This is a genomic window from Streptomyces sp. NPDC004561 (genome assembly GCF_053602155.1).
This window is the reverse complement of sequence record NZ_JBSGDB010000163.1, coordinates 1-17,562: the sequence shown is the minus strand read 5'-3', so window position 1 is coordinate 17,562 and position 17,562 is coordinate 1. Positions and strand designations below refer to the sequence as shown.

At 71.2% G+C, this 17,562-nt stretch carries 16 protein-coding genes, 1 pseudogene and 1 riboswitch; of the genes and pseudogenes, 13 read left to right on the top strand and 4 right to left on the bottom strand.

All coding sequences use genetic code 11. The features are described from left to right. Window positions 1-134: 134 nt before the first annotated feature. A complete protein-coding gene (locus tag ACWEN3_RS21840; protein ID WP_452973447.1) occupies window positions 135-1,394 on the top strand; it encodes an Ig-like domain-containing protein in 1,260 nt (419 codons plus the stop codon). Between the two features lie 80 nt (window positions 1,395-1,474). Here ACWEN3_RS21840 and ACWEN3_RS21835 read toward each other — a convergent pair whose 3' ends face one another. Further along, on the bottom strand, window positions 1,475-1,876 hold the full coding sequence (locus tag ACWEN3_RS21835) for a hypothetical protein (RefSeq protein WP_452973444.1): 402 nt from the start codon (window positions 1,874-1,876) through the stop codon (window positions 1,475-1,477). A gap of 154 nt (window positions 1,877-2,030) precedes the next feature. Between ACWEN3_RS21835 and ctaE the strand changes: the two genes are divergently transcribed. From ctaE to ACWEN3_RS21805, 6 genes are all read left to right on the top strand, one after another. After that, window positions 2,031-2,651, top strand: coding sequence for an aa3-type cytochrome oxidase subunit III (gene ctaE / locus ACWEN3_RS21830; RefSeq protein WP_452973443.1), 621 nt, complete (start codon window positions 2,031-2,033; stop codon window positions 2,649-2,651). Between the two features lie 63 nt (window positions 2,652-2,714). Then, the gene (qcrC, locus tag ACWEN3_RS21825; protein WP_452973440.1) at window positions 2,715-3,527 is read left to right on the top strand and encodes a cytochrome bc1 complex diheme cytochrome c subunit; all 813 of its coding nucleotides are present in this window, start codon (window positions 2,715-2,717) and stop codon (window positions 3,525-3,527) included. Then, complete coding sequence (gene qcrA / locus ACWEN3_RS21820; protein ID WP_452973438.1) at window positions 3,524-4,582, top strand: cytochrome bc1 complex Rieske iron-sulfur subunit; 1,059 nt, start codon at window positions 3,524-3,526, stop codon at window positions 4,580-4,582. The genes qcrC and qcrA overlap by 4 nt, the downstream gene beginning before the upstream one ends. Continuing rightward, window positions 4,579-6,216 (top strand): cytochrome bc1 complex cytochrome b subunit, encoded by a 1,638-nt coding sequence (gene qcrB, locus ACWEN3_RS21815; RefSeq protein WP_452973435.1) that lies wholly within the window; start codon window positions 4,579-4,581, stop codon window positions 6,214-6,216. The genes qcrA and qcrB overlap by 4 nt, the downstream gene beginning before the upstream one ends. 137 nt (window positions 6,217-6,353) lie before the next feature. Beyond that, entirely contained in the window at window positions 6,354-7,418 is a 1,065-nt protein-coding gene (gene trpD, locus ACWEN3_RS21810; RefSeq protein ID WP_452973433.1) for an anthranilate phosphoribosyltransferase, read from the top strand. 73 nt (window positions 7,419-7,491) lie between these two features. After that, a riboswitch (SAM riboswitch) is annotated at window positions 7,492-7,608 on the top strand. 144 nt (window positions 7,609-7,752) lie between these two features. Further along, window positions 7,753-9,114 carry an aminotransferase class V-fold PLP-dependent enzyme gene (locus ACWEN3_RS21805; protein ID WP_452973431.1) on the top strand — a complete coding sequence of 454 codons (1,362 nt, stop codon included), beginning with the start codon at window positions 7,753-7,755 and terminating at the stop codon, window positions 9,112-9,114. Between the two features lie 35 nt (window positions 9,115-9,149). Here ACWEN3_RS21805 and ACWEN3_RS21800 read toward each other — a convergent pair whose 3' ends face one another. Further along, a complete protein-coding gene (locus tag ACWEN3_RS21800) occupies window positions 9,150-9,431 on the bottom strand; it encodes an Lrp/AsnC family transcriptional regulator (protein WP_452973428.1) in 282 nt (93 codons plus the stop codon). Next, on the bottom strand, window positions 9,428-10,216 hold the full coding sequence (locus ACWEN3_RS21795) for a rhomboid family intramembrane serine protease (protein WP_452973425.1): 789 nt from the start codon (window positions 10,214-10,216) through the stop codon (window positions 9,428-9,430). Before ACWEN3_RS21795 ends, ACWEN3_RS21800 begins: the two co-directional genes overlap by 4 nt. 153 nt (window positions 10,217-10,369) lie before the next feature. Here ACWEN3_RS21795 and ACWEN3_RS21790 point away from each other — a divergent pair, with 153 nt between their 5' ends. From ACWEN3_RS21790 to ACWEN3_RS21770, 5 genes are all read left to right on the top strand, one after another. Beyond that, window positions 10,370-10,609 carry a hypothetical protein gene (locus tag ACWEN3_RS21790; RefSeq protein WP_352348351.1) on the top strand — a complete coding sequence of 80 codons (240 nt, stop codon included), beginning with the start codon at window positions 10,370-10,372 and terminating at the stop codon, window positions 10,607-10,609. A gap of 45 nt (window positions 10,610-10,654) precedes the next feature. After that, window positions 10,655-11,998, top strand: a complete 1,344-nt coding sequence (locus ACWEN3_RS21785) for an NYN domain-containing protein (protein WP_452973422.1) — start codon at window positions 10,655-10,657, stop codon at window positions 11,996-11,998. A gap of 210 nt (window positions 11,999-12,208) precedes the next feature. Beyond that, window positions 12,209-13,243, top strand: coding sequence for an NlpC/P60 family protein (locus tag ACWEN3_RS21780; protein WP_452973420.1), 1,035 nt, complete (start codon window positions 12,209-12,211; stop codon window positions 13,241-13,243). 242 nt (window positions 13,244-13,485) lie between these two features. Beyond that, on the top strand, window positions 13,486-14,508 hold the full coding sequence (locus ACWEN3_RS21775) for an NlpC/P60 family protein (RefSeq protein WP_452973417.1): 1,023 nt from the start codon (window positions 13,486-13,488) through the stop codon (window positions 14,506-14,508). A gap of 30 nt (window positions 14,509-14,538) precedes the next feature. Further along, window positions 14,539-15,726 (top strand): hypothetical protein, encoded by a 1,188-nt coding sequence (locus ACWEN3_RS21770; protein WP_452973414.1) that lies wholly within the window; start codon window positions 14,539-14,541, stop codon window positions 15,724-15,726. Window positions 15,727-15,753: 27 nt separating this feature from the next. Here the strand turns inward: ACWEN3_RS21770 and ACWEN3_RS21765 are convergent, their stop codons facing one another. Continuing rightward, window positions 15,754-16,992 (bottom strand): glycosyltransferase 87 family protein, encoded by a 1,239-nt coding sequence (locus ACWEN3_RS21765; protein ID WP_452973412.1) that lies wholly within the window; start codon window positions 16,990-16,992, stop codon window positions 15,754-15,756. Window positions 16,993-17,123: 131 nt separating this feature from the next. Between ACWEN3_RS21765 and ACWEN3_RS21760 the strand changes: the two are divergent. Continuing rightward, window positions 17,124-17,562: pseudogene (locus ACWEN3_RS21760) on the top strand (hypothetical protein); the annotation flags it as partial.

Below are 17,562 nucleotides of genomic sequence, written 5' to 3'. Positions count from 1 at the left end.
GGACCCTCCGTCAGGAGGGTCCGGGCTCCCGGCATTTCGGGCCGCAACAGGGTGTCCGTCCTTTGCCGCAGTGTCGGTCGCTCGAACGAGTTACGTGCCGCGCCGGTAAGGTCTCCATCTCATAGCGTGATCGTATGAACCACACTCCGCGGACCCGCACCGTCGTCGGCTGCGCCCTGCTGGTGACCGCCCTCGGCGCGGGCGTCACCGCCTGCGGTTCGGACGGCAACCCCCTGTCGGCCAAGCCGTACGACGCAGCGGATCTGATCTCCTTCAGCGGCCCCACAGAGGCGGGGAAGCGGGCCGACCCGGACAAGCCCCTGGAGGTCACCGTCAAGGACGAGGGGCGCATCACCGACGTCACCGCCCAGGACTCCACAGGGCGCTACGTGGCGGGCGAACTCGCCGCCGACGGCAGCCGCTGGCACAGCACCTCCCCGCTGGCCGCCAGCGCCCACTACACGGTCACGGTGAGCACCGAGGACGACGACGGGGCGCCCGGCCGTAAGGTCCTCAGCTTCGACACCAGCAAGCCGGTCAGCCAGAAGCGACTCGACGTCACGTTCGGGCCGGACGCGGGCCAGTACGGCGTGGGGCAGCCCATCACCGCCCAACTCAGCCAGGAGGTCAAGGACAAGGCGCAGCGGGCCGTCGTGGAGCGCGCCCTGCGGGTGGACTCCGTACCGGCCGTGCAGGGCTCCTGGTACTGGGTGAGCGGCAAGGAACTCCACTACCGCCCCAAGGACTACTGGCCCACCCACGCCACCGTCCAGGTGCACAGCAACCTGGAGGGCGTCAAGGTCGGCGACCGGCTGCGGGGCGGCAGGACCAAGCCGCTGAAGATCACCACGGGGGAGCGGGTCGAGGCCATCACGGACGCGGCCGCGCACCAGCTGACGGTCTACGAGAACGGCAAGGTGCTCAACCAGATCCCGGTCACCACCGGCAAGCCCGGCTACGAGACCCGCAACGGCGTCAAGGTGGTCCTGGAGAAGCAGTACTTCGTACGTATGCGCGGCACGACGGTGGGTATCGCGGAGGGCAGCGCCGACTCCTACGACCTGCCGGTCTACTACGCCACGCGCGTCACCTGGTCGGGCGAGTACGTGCACGCCGCGCCCTGGTCCGTGGGCTCGCAGGGCTCCGCGAACGTCAGCCACGGCTGCACCGGCATGAGTACGTCCAACGCCGAGTGGTTCTTCGACCACATCCACCCGGGCGACATCGTCCGGGTCGTCAACTCCAACGGCGAGCCGATGGAGCCCTTCGGCAACGGCTTCGGCGACTGGAACGTCGACTGGAAGAAGTGGCGCACGGGCTCGGCCCTGAACAACGGCACACCGGACGGCCCCGCGCCCGCGGACGCGGTGAGGCTTCAGCCGACGGCGCTGTGAGCGCCTCGGGGGCGCGGGGAACCGCGCGATCGGCCCGCCGGCGGGCCGCGGTCGCGGACGAGACCCCGCGCCCCGGGCGCTCAGGCGTTCAGCAGCCGCTTCTGGCGCAGCAGGGAGGCCAGCGCGGAGGCGAACTCCACGGGGTCCACCGGCAGGGTCACCGCCGCGTCGGCCCGGCTCCACGTGGCCAGCCACGCGTCCTGGGGCCGGCCGATGAGCAGCAGCACCGGCGGGCAGTTGAACACCTCGTCCTTGATCTGCCGGCACACGCCCATGCCGCCCATGGGCACGGCCTCGCCGTCGAGCACGCACACGTCGATGCCGCCCCGGTCCAGCTCGCGCAGCACCGCCTCGGGCGTCGCGCACTCCAGGAACTCGACCTGGGGCACATCGGGAGCGGGCCGACGCCCTGCGGCCAGCCGTACTTGCTCGCGGGTGTTGGAGTCGTCGCTGTAGACCAGCACCGTGGCGGTCGGCTGCATTGTTCCTCCGGGACGTCGGCGTCGTACGGACAGGACGGGCGGGGCCGTTTGGGCGGATGTTACTCCCATGAACACCACGTCAGCACCGGTTCGGCGGGCAGCAACACTCCGAACGGCACCCCCCGGAGTGAGGGCGGGATAAGCGACCGACATAATGTCGGTCGTGGCGACAGCAACGACAGTAGAAACCGGGCACGCGCACCCGTCGGTCAACCGGCCGAACCTCACCAGCGTCGGAACCATCATCTGGCTGAGTTCCGAGCTGATGTTCTTCGCGGCCCTCTTCGCGATGTACTTCACCCTCCGGTCGGTGACCGGACCGGCTCACTGGAAGCACATGGCCTCAGCGCTCAATGTGCCTTTCTCCGCGACGAACACCACGATCCTGGTGCTCTCGTCGCTCACCTGCCAGCTCGGCGTCTTCGCTGCCGAGCGCGGCGATGTGAAGAAGCTCCGTGGCTGGTTCATCCTCACCTTCATCATGGGTGCGATCTTCATCGGCGGTCAGATCTACGAGTACACCTCGCTGGTGAGGGACGAGGGCATCTCGCTGTCCTCCGACCCGTACGGCTCGGTGTTCTACCTGACCACCGGCTTCCACGGCCTGCACGTGACGGGCGGCCTCATCGCCTTCCTGCTGGTCCTCGGCCGCACCTACGCGGCGAAGAGGTTCACCCACGAGCAGGCGACCGCCGCCATCGTCGTGTCCTACTACTGGCACTTCGTCGATGTCGTCTGGATCGGCCTCTTCGCCACGATCTACTTGATCAAGTAGCGGGGACCGCTCCCGCCAAGTCCAGAAGCACCGACGCAGAAGATCCTGACACCGGGGTAATCCGTGAAAAAGCTCTCCGCACGACGACGCCATCCGCTGGCGGCGGTCGTCGTCCTACTCCTCGCGCTGGCGGCCACTGGGGGGCTGTACGCCGCGTTCGCACCCGCGAGCAAGGCGCAGGCCGATGAAACCTCCCAGTCCCTGACCATCAACGAGGGCAAGAAGCTCTACGAGGTCGGCTGCGCCAGCTGCCACGGCACCGGTGGCCAGGGCTCCTCCGACGGCCCGAGCCTGGTCGGCGTGGGCGCCGCGGCGGTCGACTTCCAGGTCGGCACCGGCCGTATGCCGGCCGCGACCTCGCAGGGCGCCCAGGTCCCGCGCAAGAGGCCCGTCTACACGCAGGCCCAGATCGACCAGATCGCCGCGTTCGTCGCCTCGCTGGGCGCCGGCCCGAGTGTTCCGACCAAGGAGCAGTACGGTCCGGACGGCGCGGACATCGCCAAGGGTGGCGAGCTGTTCCGCACCAACTGCGCGCAGTGCCACAACTTCACCGGCAAGGGTGGCGCTCTCACCAACGGCAAGTACGCGCCCACGCTGGAGGGCGTCGACCCGAAGCACATCTACGAGGCCATGCAGACCGGCCCGCAGAGCATGCCGAACTTCCCCGACACCACGATGTCCTCGAAGAACAAGAAGGACATCATCGCGTACCTGCACGCGGTCGACAGCGACCAGACGACCAACCCCGGCGGTCTGGAACTGGGCGGCATCGGCCCGGTCAGTGAGGGTCTGTTCGCCTGGATCTTCGGCCTCGGCGCGCTGATCGCCGTCGCCGTCTGGGTCGCCGCTCGGACCGCAAAGGCCAAGAAGTCATGAGTAGCCAAGACATTCCAGAAGAGAACCTGCCCGCTGAGCAGGACCACGCGCACGGCGCGGTAGGGATCGCGGACGAGGAGAACCCGTTCGCCGACCCGGGGCTGCCGCCCCACGAGCACCGCATCCAGGACGTCGACGAGCGGGCCGCCCGGCGGTCCGAGCGCACGGTCGCCCTGCTGTTCACGGTGTCGATGCTGGCCACCCTCGGCTTCATCGCCTCGTACGTGACGATCCCGCACGAGAACAACATCTTCGTGTTCCCGATCGGGCACATCAGCGCGCTGAACTTCGCGCTGGGCCTGACCCTGGGCACGGCCCTGTTCTGCATCGGCGCGGGCGCGGTCCACTGGGCCCGCACCCTGATGTCCGACGTCGAGGTCGCCGACGAGCGTCACCCGATCGAGGCCTCCCCCGAGGTCCGCGCGAAGGTCCACGCGGACTTCCGCGAGGGCGCGAAGGAGTCGGCGCTCGGCCGCCGCAAGCTGATCCGCAACACGATGTTCGGCGCGCTGGCCCTGGTGCCGCTCTCCGGCGTCATGCTGCTGCGCGACCTCGGTCCGCTGCCCGGCACCTCGCTGCGCCACACCCTGTGGGCCAAGGGCAAGCGCCTGGTCAACATGAACACCAACCTGCCGCTGCGTCCCGAGGACGTCGGCGTCGGCTCCCTGACGTTCGCCAAGCCCGACGGCCTGGACGAGACGGACGAGGAGTTCCAGACGGAGATCGCCAAGGCGGCCCTGATGATCATCCGGCTGCAGCCGGACAACATCAAGGACAAGCGCGAGCTCGACTGGTCGCACCAGGGCATCGTCGCCTTCTCGAAGATCTGCACCCACGTCGGCTGCCCGATCTCCCTGTACGAGCAGCAGACGCACCACGTGCTGTGCCCGTGCCACCAGTCCACCTTCGACCTCTCCGACGGTGCCCGAGTCATCTTCGGCCCCGCGGGCCACGCCCTGCCGCAGCTGCGCATCGGTGTGGACAGTGAGGGTTACCTCCAGGCGCTCGGCGACTTCGAGGAGCCCGTCGGTCCTGCATTCTGGGAGCGCGGATGAGTACTGCAGCGAACGAAACGCCCCGCTCTCGCGGGAAGGCCCCGGCCGGCGAGCGTGTCGCCGACTGGGCCGACGGCCGACTCGGGATCTACTCCCTGGCCAAGTCCAACATGCGCAAGATCTTCCCCGACCACTGGTCGTTCATGTTGGGCGAAGTGTGCATGTACAGCTTCATCATCATCATCCTGACGGGTGTCTATCTGACGCTGTTCTTCCACCCGTCGATGAACGAGGTGGAGTACCACGGCAGCTATGTCCCGCTCCAGGGGCAGCTGATGTCCGAGGCGTTCAGCTCGACCCTGCACATCTCCTTCGACGTGCGCGGTGGTCTGCTCGTCCGGCAGATCCACCACTGGGCCGCGCTGATCTTCCTCGCCGGCATGTTCGTGCACATGATGCGCGTGTTCTTCACCGGCGCGTTCCGCAAGCCGCGTGAGATCAACTGGCTGTTCGGCTTCCTGCTGTTCGTCCTCGGCATGTTCACCGGCTTCACCGGTTACTCGCTGCCGGACGACCTGCTCTCCGGCACCGGTGTCCGCTTCATGGAGGGCGCGATCCTGTCCGTGCCGATCGTCGGCACGTACCTGTCGTTCTTCCTCTTCGGCGGTCAGTTCCCCGGCCACGACTTCGTCGCCCGGTTCTACTCGATCCACATCCTGCTGCTGCCGGGCATCATGCTCGGCCTGATGGTGGGCCACCTGATCCTGGTCTTCTACCACAAGCACACGCAGTTCGCGGGTCCGGGCAAGTCCAACAACAACGTCGTCGGCATGCCGCTGCTGCCGGTCTACATGGCCAAGGCCGGAGGCTTCTTCTTCCTGGTCTTCGGTGTCATCGCGGTTATCTCCGCCATCGCGCAGATCAACCCGATCTGGGCCATGGGTCCCTACCGTCCGGACCAGGTGTCCACCGGCGCGCAGCCCGACTGGTACATGGGCTTCTCCGAGGGCCTGATCCGCTTCATGCCGGGCTGGGAGATCAACTTCTGGGGTCACACGCTGGTCCTGGGCGTGTTCATCCCGCTGGTGATCTTCCCGCTGGTCCTGGTCGCGATCGCGGTCTACCCGTTCATCGAGGCCTGGGTCACCGGCGACAAGCGCGAGCACCACATCCTGGACCGCCCGCGCAACGCCCCGACGCGCACCGCCCTCGGTGTCGCCTGGATGACGGTGTACCTGACCCTGCTGATCGGTGGCGGCAACGACCTGTGGGCCACGCACCTCAACCTGTCGATCAACGCGGTCACCTGGTTCGTCCGGATCTTCGTCTTCGTCGGACCGGTCCTGATGTTCGTGCTCACCAAGCGGATCTGCCTCGGTCTGCAGCGCCGCGACCGCGACAAGGTGCTGCACGGCCGCGAGACCGGCATCATCAAGCGCCTGCCGCACGGTGAGTTCATCGAGGTGCACGAGCCGCTCAGCCAGGAGCAGCTGCACACGCTCACCGCGCACGAGCAGTACGAGCCGGCCGCGATCGGCCCGACGGTCGACGAGAACGGTGTCGAGCGCAAGGTGAAGGCCGGCGAGCGGCTGCGGGCGAGGGTGTCCAGCGCCTACTACGGCGAGGACAACCAGATCACGAAGCCGACCGTCGACGAGTACAAGGAGATCACGAGCGGCCACGGCCACCACTGATCCCCGCGTCGCCACGCCACGCTGAAGGGCCCCGTCCGGGTTACGGACGGGGCCCTTCGCCGTCCCCCGGGCTCGATAGGGTGGGAGCTGTTGAGACTCGCGTCCCGTGGTCCGGGACATCGAACCAGGAGCGGCTTATGAGCGCTGTGACCCCCGCTGGAGGCGACACCGCGGCGGGCCGCTCCTGGCCCGCTCTGCTGAACGGCCTGCTGGACGGACGCGACCTGTCCGCCGACGACACCGCCTGGGCGATGGACCTGATCATGCGCGGCGAGGCGACGGACGCGCAGATCGCCGGGTTCATGGTGGCGCTGCGGGCCAAGGGCGAGACGGTCGAGGAGATCTCCGGCCTCGTCCGCACGATGTACGAGCACGCGAACGTGATCGAGGTGCCGGGCCCGGCCGTCGACATCGTGGGCACCGGCGGCGACGGCGCCAGGACGGTGAACATCTCCACGATGTCCTCGATCGTGGTCGCGGGCACCGGTGTCAGGGTCGTCAAGCACGGCAACCGCGCCGCCTCCTCCGCCTCCGGCTCCTCCGACGTCCTGGAGAAGCTCGGGATCAACCTGAACCTGACCCCGAAGCGGGTCGCCGAGGTCGCCGAAGAGGCCGGCATCACCATCTGCTTCGCGGTGAAGTTCCACCCGTCGCTGCGTCATGTCGCCCCCGCGCGCGGCCAGTTGGGCATCCGGACCACGTTCAACGTGCTCGGTCCGCTGACCAACCCGGCCAAGGTGCGCGCCCAGGCGGTGGGCGTCGCCGACCCGCGGATGGCGCCCATCGTGGCCGGCGTCCTCGCCGAGCGCGGCAACTCCGCGCTGGTCTTCCGGGGCGACGACGGCCTGGACGAGCTGACGACCACCTCCACCTCCCGGGTCTGGGTGGTCCGGGACGGCAAGGTCGCCGAGGAGTCCTTCGACCCGCGCGACGCCGGGATCGAACTGGTCCCCGTGGCGGCCCTGCGCGGCGGTGACCCCGCGTACAACGCCGAGGTCGCCCGGCGCCTGCTGGACGGCGAACCGGGCCCCGTGCGGGACACCGTCCTGCTGAACGCGGCCGCGGCGCTGGTCGCCCTCGCGCCGGGCGACGCACCGCTCGCGGAGCAGCTGCGCACCGGCATGGCGAAGGCCGCGGAGTCGATCGACTCCGGCGCGGCCAAGCGGGCGCTGGAGCGGTGGGTGGCGGCCAGCAACGCCTAGTGCTGCGACCGGCGTCCCGCGATCCGGACTCGGGTTGCGGGGCGCCGATCACTTCACGTACGTTCCCGTATCAGGTCACGAGTGACAGTCATGAGGCCCCGGCCGACTGTCCGGCAACCCTCCGTCCGTGGCGGGGTGCCCCGGGTGAGGACCAGGCCGCAGGCAGCGAGGTCTGCGGCAAGCGCGGACCCCTCGCGAGACCAGGGGTCCTGGGTCGTCGAGGAGCCTTCCGTGAGCAAGCGAATGCGATAGGGCCGCCGAGCCCCGCCTCCGCACACCCTTCTTCTCTTCCTTCCGTACGCCCTGTGCCGTACGTCCTCACGGGAGTTCACCCATGTCTGTCTCCACCGTTGCCGCCGACCAGTCCGTTTGTGCCCCGCTGCCCGTTCTGGGCCGGGATGTCGCCGTCCCGCTCGTCACCGGTGGCGAGGTCACCTACGCGGCCCTCGACTACGCGGCCAGCGCCCCCGCCCTCCAGCGCGTATGGGACGACGTGGCGGCCTACGCCCCGTACTACGGCAGCGTCCACCGAGGCGCCGGCTACCTCTCCCAGCTCTCCACCGACCTGTTCGAGAACGCCCGCGCGACCGTGGCCGCGTTCCTCGGCTGCCGCGAGGACGACCAGGTGGTCTTCACCCGGTCGACGACCGACTCCCTGAACCTCCTGGCCCGCGCCCTGCCCGAGGGCTGCCAGGTCTTCGTCTTCGAGACCGAGCACCACGCCTCGCTGCTGCCCTGGCAGGACGCGAAGGTCACCTGCCTCGACGCCCCGCGCACCCCCCGGCAGGCCGTCACGACGCTGGAGCGGGCCCTCGCCGACCGCGACCCCCACGGCCCGGCCCTGGTGTGCGTCACCGGCGCCTCCAACGTCACCGGGGAGCTGTGGCCGGTGCGCGAGCTGGCCGCCGCCGCGCACGCCCACGGCGCCCGGATCGTCCTGGACGCCGCCCAGCTGGCCCCGCACCACCCGCTGGACGTGCGCGAGCTGGACGTCGACTGGGTCGCCTTCTCCGGCCACAAGCTGTACGCGCCCTTCGGCTCCGGCGTCCTGGCGGGCCGAGCCGACTGGCTGCGGGCGGCCGAGCCGTACCTCGCGGGCGGCGGCGCCAGCCGCAAGGTCACCCGGCGCCAGGACGGCGGGGTGGACGTGGAGTGGCACGAGAGCGCCGCCCGGCACGAGGCGGGCTCCCCGAACGTCATCGGCGCCCACTCCATCGCCTCCGCCTGCAAGGCGCTCACCGAGGCAGGCTGGGACACCCTCGTCGCCCGTGAGCGGCACCTGATCCGCACGGTCCGCGAGGGACTGGCCGAGGTGCCCGAGGTCCGGATCCTCTCCCTCTTCGGCGACGACGCCCCGCGCGTCGGGGTCATCTCCTTCGTCGTCGAGGGCTGGAACAGCTCCCACTTCGCCGCCGCCCTCTCCGCCGAGTACGGCATCGGCGTCCGCGACGGCCTCTTCTGCGCCCACCCCCTCGTCCGCACCCTCCTGGGCACCGACCCCCGGACCCAGGGCGAGTGCGGCGCCCCCGAGGCGGCGCCCGGCGAGAAGTCCCTCAACGCCATCCGCGTGAGCTTCGGCGCGGGCACGCCGGACGAGCACGTGCGGCGCTTCGTGGACGCCGTGAAGGAACTGGTGGCCGAGGGCGCGCAGTGGACGTACCGCACGGAGGACGGGCGCTGCGTCCCGGCGGTGTGAGCGGGTGAGCCCCCGGTGAGGCGGCCTTCAGACGGTCAGGAGTCCAGGCCGATCGCGAAGGCCGCCTCCAGGTCGTGCTGGGAGTAGGTGCGGAACGCGACGTGCGTGTCGGTGGCCTCGACCCCCGGGATCTTGCTGATCCGCCCCGGGATCACCTCGGCGAGGTCCTCGTGCTGCGACACCCTGACCATCGCGATCAGGTCGTAGGTACCGGTGACGGAGAAGACCTCGCTGATCGACTCCAGCGAAGCGATCTGCTCCGCGATCTCGGGAATCCGGTCCACGCTGGTCTTGATCAGAACGATCGCGGTGATCACGGCTGGTTCTCTCCCTCGGGGGCCTGAGCAGGGGCGGCTTTCACTCTAGTCGCCCGGCTTCCCACCACCGCCCCCTCGAGGCCGCCCTTCGGGCCCCTCCTCCTGTAGCGCGCCCAGGCGTAGGCGAAGCCCAGCCCGAACCCCACCAGGTGCGCCAGATAGGCCACCCCGGGCCCTTGTGCGGAGCGCCCCGCCGCCAGCCACTGCAGGGCCGCCCAGAACGGCAGCACGACCCACGCGGGGAACCGCAGCGGCAGGAAGAACAGGAACGGCAGAAGACTGGTGACGCGGGCGCGGGGGAACAGGTAGAGGAACGCTCCCAGAACCGCCGAGATCGCCCCGGACGCGCCCACCAGCGACTGCTCGGAGGTGGTGTTGGCGACCGCGTAGCCCAGGAGGGCCAGGTAGCCGCAGCCGACGTAGAAGAAGGTGAACTCCACCCGGCCCATCCGCTCCTCGGTCATCACGCCGAACACGAGGAGGAAGAGCATGTTGCCGAGCAGATGCACCCAGCTGCCGTGCACGAACAGGGCCGTGACCGGGGTGAGCGCCTGCTGCGCCGGGCGGTCGAAAAGCTCGGCCGGGACCACGCCCCAGCGGCGGAAGTACGCCCGCTGCGCGGCGAGCAGCCCGTCCCCGGTGCCGTACCCGGGGGTGAGCCCGGAGGCCGGGCCCAGGACGAAGATCAGGCAGCACAGGGCGAGGAGGGCGTACGTCGTCGGCGCCGAGGTGCCCCTGAGTGCCCTGAGGGTCCTGCCGGCCGCCGTGCTCCAGTCGCTGATCATGAACACAGAGCATGACGTAAGGGGGCGCAAGCTGACAGACCGCCTCGCCGCCGTGGACGGACGGGCGGCCGGGACCCGCCAGGCCGTAGGGTTACGAGCCACACGCGCCGGGCGACGGCACGGCCCGACAACGAGAAGGAGCGGACAGCCACGATGACGGTTCCCCTGCCGACCGCCACGACCCGGTGGCGCTGCACCCTGTGCGGCAACCTCACCCGGTTCGACGTCACCCGCTCGTCCAAGGTCGTCGAGTACGTCCACCTCGACCTCGCCGGTGAGCCGAGCGTGGAGGAGCGCGAGGTGGTCAGTGAGACCATCGAGTCGGTGCGCTGCCGCTGGTGCAACGCGGTGGACCAGGTGGAACTCGTGGACAGGCCGGGCGCCGGCTCCTGAACGGAGCGGCCCGGAGAGGCTTTCTTCGGTATTGGGGTGTGACGGATGGTGGAGACCGCAGGCGGGGGGCCGGGCGACGGCACCGCTGAGGTGCTTGACCGTCCGCTGCCCGACGGCGTGCGACGCAGGGTCGTACAGATCGTCTCGGACGGTTTCGGCGGGCTGACGGTGGCCGAACTGCCCGCCCAGCTCAGGCAGTACGCCCGGTTCACTCCCAATCGCCGGGCCAAGTTCGCGGGCAACGCGATGGCGACGGCGCTGGAGACCGACCCGCTGTTCCGGCAGCGGATCGGGGAGAAGTTCAGAGAGGACCAGCCGGAACTCGCCGGCGCCCTCGACTCCGGCTCGCCGCCCCCGGCCGCGGACCCGCTCGACGTGGCGGCCGCGGCCTACGTACTGCGTCCGGCGGGCTGGGTGAAGCTGGTCACCGCGGCCGGCGAGGAGGCCCAGCGCGCCGACGCCGAGCGGGCGGACGAGGAGAGCCGGGCCGAACTGGAGCGGCTGCGCGCCGAGCTGTCCCAGGCCCGTGAGCACACCCGGGCCGAGACGGAACGGCTGCGCACGGAGCTGGAGTCGGCGAAGAAGGAAGCGGAATCGCTTCACCGGAAGCTGCGTGCCGCCCTCAGCGACGTGAAGCGGGGCGAGGCCGCGCTGCGCAAGATCCAGGGCGAGACCGACGCCGTACGCGCCGAGGCGCAGGCACAGGTGTCGTCCGCCGAGAGCGAGTCCCGCCGGCTCAAGGCCCGTCTGGGCGAGGCCGAGGCCGCCCTGGAGGCCACCCGCCGGGCCGCCCGCGAGGGCCGCAGCGTGGAGGACATGCGGGTGCGGCTGCTGCTCGACACGCTGCTGGAGGCGGCTCAGGGCCTGCGGCGGGAGCTCGCCCTGCCGCCGGTGTCCGTGCGCCCGGCCGAGACGGTCGACGCCGTGGAGCCGGGCCGGATGACGCCGAAGGACATCGCGGCGCGGGCCCTGTCCGAGCACGACCCCGCGATCCTCGACCAGCTGCTCGCGCTCCCGCAGGCGCATCTGGTGGTCGACGGCTACAACGTCACCAAGACCGGCTATCCGCAGATGCCGCTGGAGAAGCAGCGGCTGAGGCTGCTCGGTCAGCTCTCGGCGCTCGCCGCGCAGACCGGCGCCGAGGTCACCTGTGTCTTCGACGGCGCCGAGCTGGCCGCGCCGGTGCTCCTCGCGCCGCCGCGCGGGGTGCGGGTGCTGTTCTCCAAGCCGGGCGTCACGGCCGACGAGCTGATCCGCCAGCTCGTGCGCGCGGAGCCGCCGGGCCGTCCGGTCATCGTCGCCTCGACCGACCGCGAGGTGGCCGACGGCGTCGCCAGGGCGGGTGCCCGTCCCGTGGCCTCTGCGGTACTTCTGAAGCGACTGTCCTGAAGGCCCAACGGACGTACGCAATGCCCGAATTGGGTTGATCATCGAGTCGCGTTGCGTCAATCGCACCTCACTGCATGTGAGTTCTGTGCAAAGAATGCATTGCGGGGCGGGATTTTTTGGTGTGAGGATTTGAACTGATCACAAGTGGGTCACTAGGGTCGCCTCGAACCTCCGAACGGGTGATCACTCACAAGAAGGAGTTCGTCCTCCGTGGCGTCCCATCGTCGACCCAAGCAGCAGAGTCGCGCCCGCGTGACCGTGCTGACCACCGCAGCCGCCGCTGCCGTCGTGCTGAGCGCGAACGCCGCCAACGCCGCGCCGAGTCAGAAGCTCAGCAAGGACCAGGTCAAGGCCAAGGTCGACGAGCTCTACCAGCAGGCCGAGCAGGCCACCGAGAAGTTCGACGGGGCCAAGGAGAAGCAGCAGAAGCTGCAGAAGGAAATCTCCACGATCCAGGACAACGTGGCCCGCGGCCAGGAGGACCTCAACAAGCTGCGCGACAGCCTGGGTTCGCTGGCCACCGCCCAGTACCGCTCCGGGGGCATCGACCCCTCGGTCCAGCTCTTCCTGTCCTCGAACCCGAACGACTTCCTCGACAAGGCGTCCACGCTCGACCAGTTGAGCAGCCAGCAGGTCGACGCACTCCGGAAGATTCAGGACAAACAGCGCGAACTCGCCCAGGAGCGGGCCGAGGCCACCGAGAAGCTCAAGGACCTCTCCGCCACCCGCACCGAACTGGGCAACCAGAAGCAGGCGGTCCAGGACAAGCTCGCCTCCGCCCAGAAGCTGCTCAACAGCCTGACCGCCAAGGAGAAGGCGGAGCTCGCCGCGCAGCAGCAGCGCGCCGACCGCTCCTCCAGCCAGCGCGTGAACCTGGGCGACGCCCCGCCGGCCTCCGGACGCGCCGCGGACGCCTTCGCCGCCGCCCAGGGCCAGCTCGGCAAGCCGTACGTCTACGGCGCCACCGGCCCCTCCTCCTTCGACTGCTCGGGCCTGACCTCCTACGCCTACGCGGCGGCCGGCGTCTCCATCCCGCGCACCTCCGAGGCGCAGGCCACCATAGGCACCCGCATCTACAGCCAGAGCGACCTCAAGGTCGGCGACCTGGTCTTCTTCTACGGCGACATCCACCACGTCGGCCTGTACGCCGGCAACGGCCAGGTGCTGCACGCCCCGCACACCGGTGCGGTGGTCCGCTACGAGGCGATGGCCGACATGCCCTTCCAGTTCGGCGTGCGGGTCTGAGACCCGCGGCCGTCCGCACGGGGGCGCCCGAACGGGCGAATCCCCGGGACGCGAACTGACTCCACGCCCCGCCGGTGACCTGCGTCAGCGGCGGGGCGTCGCCTTCCGCCGCCGACGAGTGCCTTTGGCCGCACCCCTTCCGCACGGCTACTGTCTGCCGCGTTTCCCTGGCGCCGGGGCCTCCCCGTCCCCGGGCGCCGGGGAACGTCATCTGTCAGCCAGCGGAAGGGGTACGGCAACCCGTGGGCTCCCATCGCCGCCTTGCACCGTCCGGATTCGACCGGGGCGCCGCCGCCCTGTGCACGCTGTCGGCCGCGGCCGCGGCGCTCGGCGTCGCACCGGCGCAGGCCGCGCCGCACGGCGAGACCACCCGTGCGGAGGTCGACCGGCTCTACCAGGAGGCCGAGCAGGCGACCCAGGCCTACGACCGGGCCGAGGAGCGCGCCGACACGCTGCGCGGGGAGGTCCGCAACGCCCAGGACCACATCGCCCGCCGGCAGCAGGCCGTCAACTCCCTGCGCGAGCAGCTCGGTTCGCTGGCCGGCGCCCAGTACCGCGCGGGCGGCATCGACCCGGCCGTAGCCCTGCTCTTCTCCCGCGACCCGGACGACTACCTCGACAAGGCCGCCACCCTCGACCGGATCGGCGCCCAGCAGGCCGGTCAGCTCCGGCAGCTGCAGTCCGCGCTGCGCGACCTCGCCCAGGAGCGCGAGGAGGCGTCCGGGAGGCTCACCGAGCTGGAGCGCAGCCGCAAGGCGGTCGCCGCGCACAAGAGGACGGTGGAGAGCAAGCTCGCCAGGGCCCGGGAGCTGCTCGACTCGCTGTCCGCCGCCGACCGGGCCGCCTACGACCGGGCCTCCCGCTCCGACGGCGCCGACCGCCTCGACCTGCCCGGTCTGGCCGGCGTGGTCGCCCCCGACGCCCGTGCCGCCGCGGCCCTGGCCGCCGCCCGCTCGGCCCTCGGCCGCCCCTATGTGTGGGGCGCCAACGGGCCCTCGGGCTTCGACTGCTCCGGCCTGATGCAGTGGGCGTACGCGCACGCGGGCATCCAGCTGCCCCGCACCTCGCAGGAGCAGCGCTTCGCCGGCCGGCGGATCCCGCTCTCCGAGGCCCGCCCCGGCGACCTGGTCGTCTACCGCTCCGACGCCAGCCATGTGGCGATGTACGTCGGACACGGCCAGGTCATCCACGCGCCCTACCCGGGGGCGGCGGTGCGCTACGACCCGGTCGGGATGTTGCCGGTCTCCTCCGTCACCCGGCCCTGACTTTCCGGCTGCGCGCCGTACGATCGGGAAATGGTCGGAGCTGGACGGGTGTGGCGCGGCGGGGCGGTGGCCCTGTGCCTGCTGCTGCCCCTGACCGGGTGCGGCGGGCGGACGGCGACCGACTCCGCCCGCACCGAGGTGCAGCACGTGCTCGACCGGCGGTCCGCGGCCCTCCTCGGCCACGACGAGAGCGTGTACGGCACGACCGGTGACCGGACGGAGTTCGCCCGGCTGCGCGCCCTCCCGCTGGCCTCCTGGGCCTACCGGGTCACCGGACTGCACCGCACCGCCTCCGGCGCCACCGCCGACGCCGAGCTGCGCTACCGCGTCGCGGGCTACGACCGGGCCCCCGTCGACTCCCGCCGCACCCTCACCCTCGCCCGCACCGCCGACGGCGCCTGGTACGTCACCGCCGACAGGCCCGCCGGGCGGACCGGGCAGCAGCTCTGGGACCAGGGCACGGTGACCGCCGTCAGGGGCGCGCACAGCCTGGTCCTGGGCACCGGGCAGTCCCTCGACGGGCTGCGCGCCTTCGCCCGGCTGGCCGACCGTGCGGTCCCGGCCGTCTCCCGGGAGTGGGGCACGGACTGGGCCCGCAAGGTGGTGGTCCTGGTCCCGGACTCCCTGGAGGGCATGGCGGGCCTGCTCGGCTCGCCCGCCTCCAACTACCGGGGCATCGCCGCCGTCACGACGGGGGAGGCCGGCGGCTCCGGGCGGACCCCGGCCGACCGGGTGGTGGTGAACCCGGACGCGTACGCCGTGCTCGGCGACGTCGGCAAGCAGGTCGTGCTCACCCACGAGACCACCCATGTGGCCACCCGCGCGCACACCACGGGCGCCACCCCGCTGTGGCTCTCCGAGGGCTACGCCGACTGGATCGGCTACCTCGGCACCGGGCGCACCCCGACCGAGGCCGCGCCGGAACTCGCCCACGCCGTCCGGGACGGCCGGGTGCCCGCCGCCCTCCCCACCGACAAGGACTTCGGCTTCACCAGCGACCCCACCGAGCTGGCGCAGGCCTACGAGAGCGGCTGGCTGGCCTGCCGGATGATCGCCGACCACTGGGGCACGGCCCGGCTGGACGCCTTCTACCAGGCCGTCGGCGCCCACGGGAAGCGGGCGGGCGCGGTCGAGGAGGCGCTGAAGAAGGTGCTCGGCACCACACCGCGGGCGTTCGACGAACGCTGGCGCGACTACGTCGGCACACAGCTGCGCTGACCGCGCCGGCGGGTCCCCGGCCCGGTCTCAGGAGGAGACCGGCGTCTCCTCCGCGTGGGTGGGGGGCCGGAAGGGGAGCGGGGCTCCGGGCTCCGGGGGCACGGTCGAGCCCCACAGGCGGCGGGCCGCCAGCAGCGCGGCGACGGCCAGCAGGCCGTTGCGCAGCAGCATCAGCAGGACGCCGTACCGGTCGCTCATCACCACGTGCACGAAGCCGACCGGGAACTCCAGGACCGTCACGAAGGACGCCACCACCACCAGCACCGCGGGCGCGCCCATGCGGCTCGCCCGGTGGGACAGGCAGACGGCGGCCAGGCCGACCAGCCACACCAGGTACTGCGGGCTGATCACCCGGCTGGTGACCGTGAACAGCAGGACCGCCGTGAGCGCCGCGTCCGCCAGTGTGTGCGGCGCGAACCGGGTCGCCCGCAGCCGCCACAGCAGCAGCCAGCCGAACGACGCACCGGTCAGCGCCAGCGCCACCGTGCTGACCTGGTCCACGTGCGGGCCGACGAACTCGACCGACCCGTAGTTCAGCAGTACCTGCCCGTCCCAGCCGTAGTGCCGGGCCACATGGAAGACCAGGGCGCCCAGCGACTCCACCTCGGTGCCCCGGTCCCGCTGGAAGGCCGCGAAGGCGAACGCGCCCGGCATGGACACCGCGAACAGCGCCGCGAGGCCGGACGCGGTCACCACCGCCGACGCCCAGGCCCGCCGCCGCGCGGCCCCGGCCAGCAGCAGCACCGGCCACACCTTCAGCATCGCCCCGAGGGCGGTCAGGGCGCCCATCACCCGCGGCCGCCGGGTGCCGGCGAGCAGGGCCGCCACGGTCACCGCGGTCACCATCACGTCGTAGCGGGCGTACACCGTGGGCCCGAGCAGCGGCGCGCCCGCCACCCACACCCAGGCGCCGCGCAGCGACCGGCCGGGGCGCCCGGCGCGGTACAGCAGCAGGACCAGCACGGCCAGGTCGGCGAGGAACGCCAGGACGAAGAAGGCGTGCGGGTAGGACAGGAAGGGCAGCAGGGCGGGGGAGAGGATCGCGAGGGCGGCGGCCGGCGGGTACTGCCAGGTCACGTCGTCCAGCGGAAACGTTCCCTGACGCAGCACCTCGTACCAGCCCAGGTACGTCACCGACACGTCGGAGGTGACGTCCGGGCCCGGGAAGACGTACACCCCGAACACGAAGAGCAGCAGCAGCGCGCGGGTGACGGCCCAGGTCGCGAGCAGCCATGCCAGGGACCACCGGGCGCCCTTGGTCTCCACCTGATCCCCTGCCGTTCGATTCCCGCTTCGATGTCCGCGTCGCGGGAACATGATGTCGTGCCCGGCTGTGCGCATGCCACAGACTCGGCCGCGCCCGGCGCCGGACGGCCGATTCGGTAGGGTCGGCGGCGATGCACAAGACCCTGATCGTCACGAACGACTTCCCGCCCCGGCCGGGCGGCATCCAGGCCTTCCTGCACAACATGGCCCTCCGGCTGGACCCCGGGCGGCTGGTCGTCTACGCCTCCACCTGGAAGCGCGGCGAGGAGGGCGCCCGGGCCACGGCCGCCTTCGACGAGGAGCAGCCCTTCACCGTCGTACGCGACCGTACGACGATGCTGCTGCCGACCCCGCGGGCGACCCGGCGGGCGGTCGGGCTGCTGCGCGAGCACGGCTGCGCCTGGGTGTGGTTCGGGGCGGCGGCGCCGCTCGGGCTCATGGCGCCCGCGCTGCGCAGGGCCGATGTTCTCGGTGGAGGGGCACCACGGACTGGGCGGGGACGCCCGCCGGGTACGCCTCCTTCTCCAGGTAGGCACGGCCGTACACCGGGATGCCGGCGAGGCCGTCCCT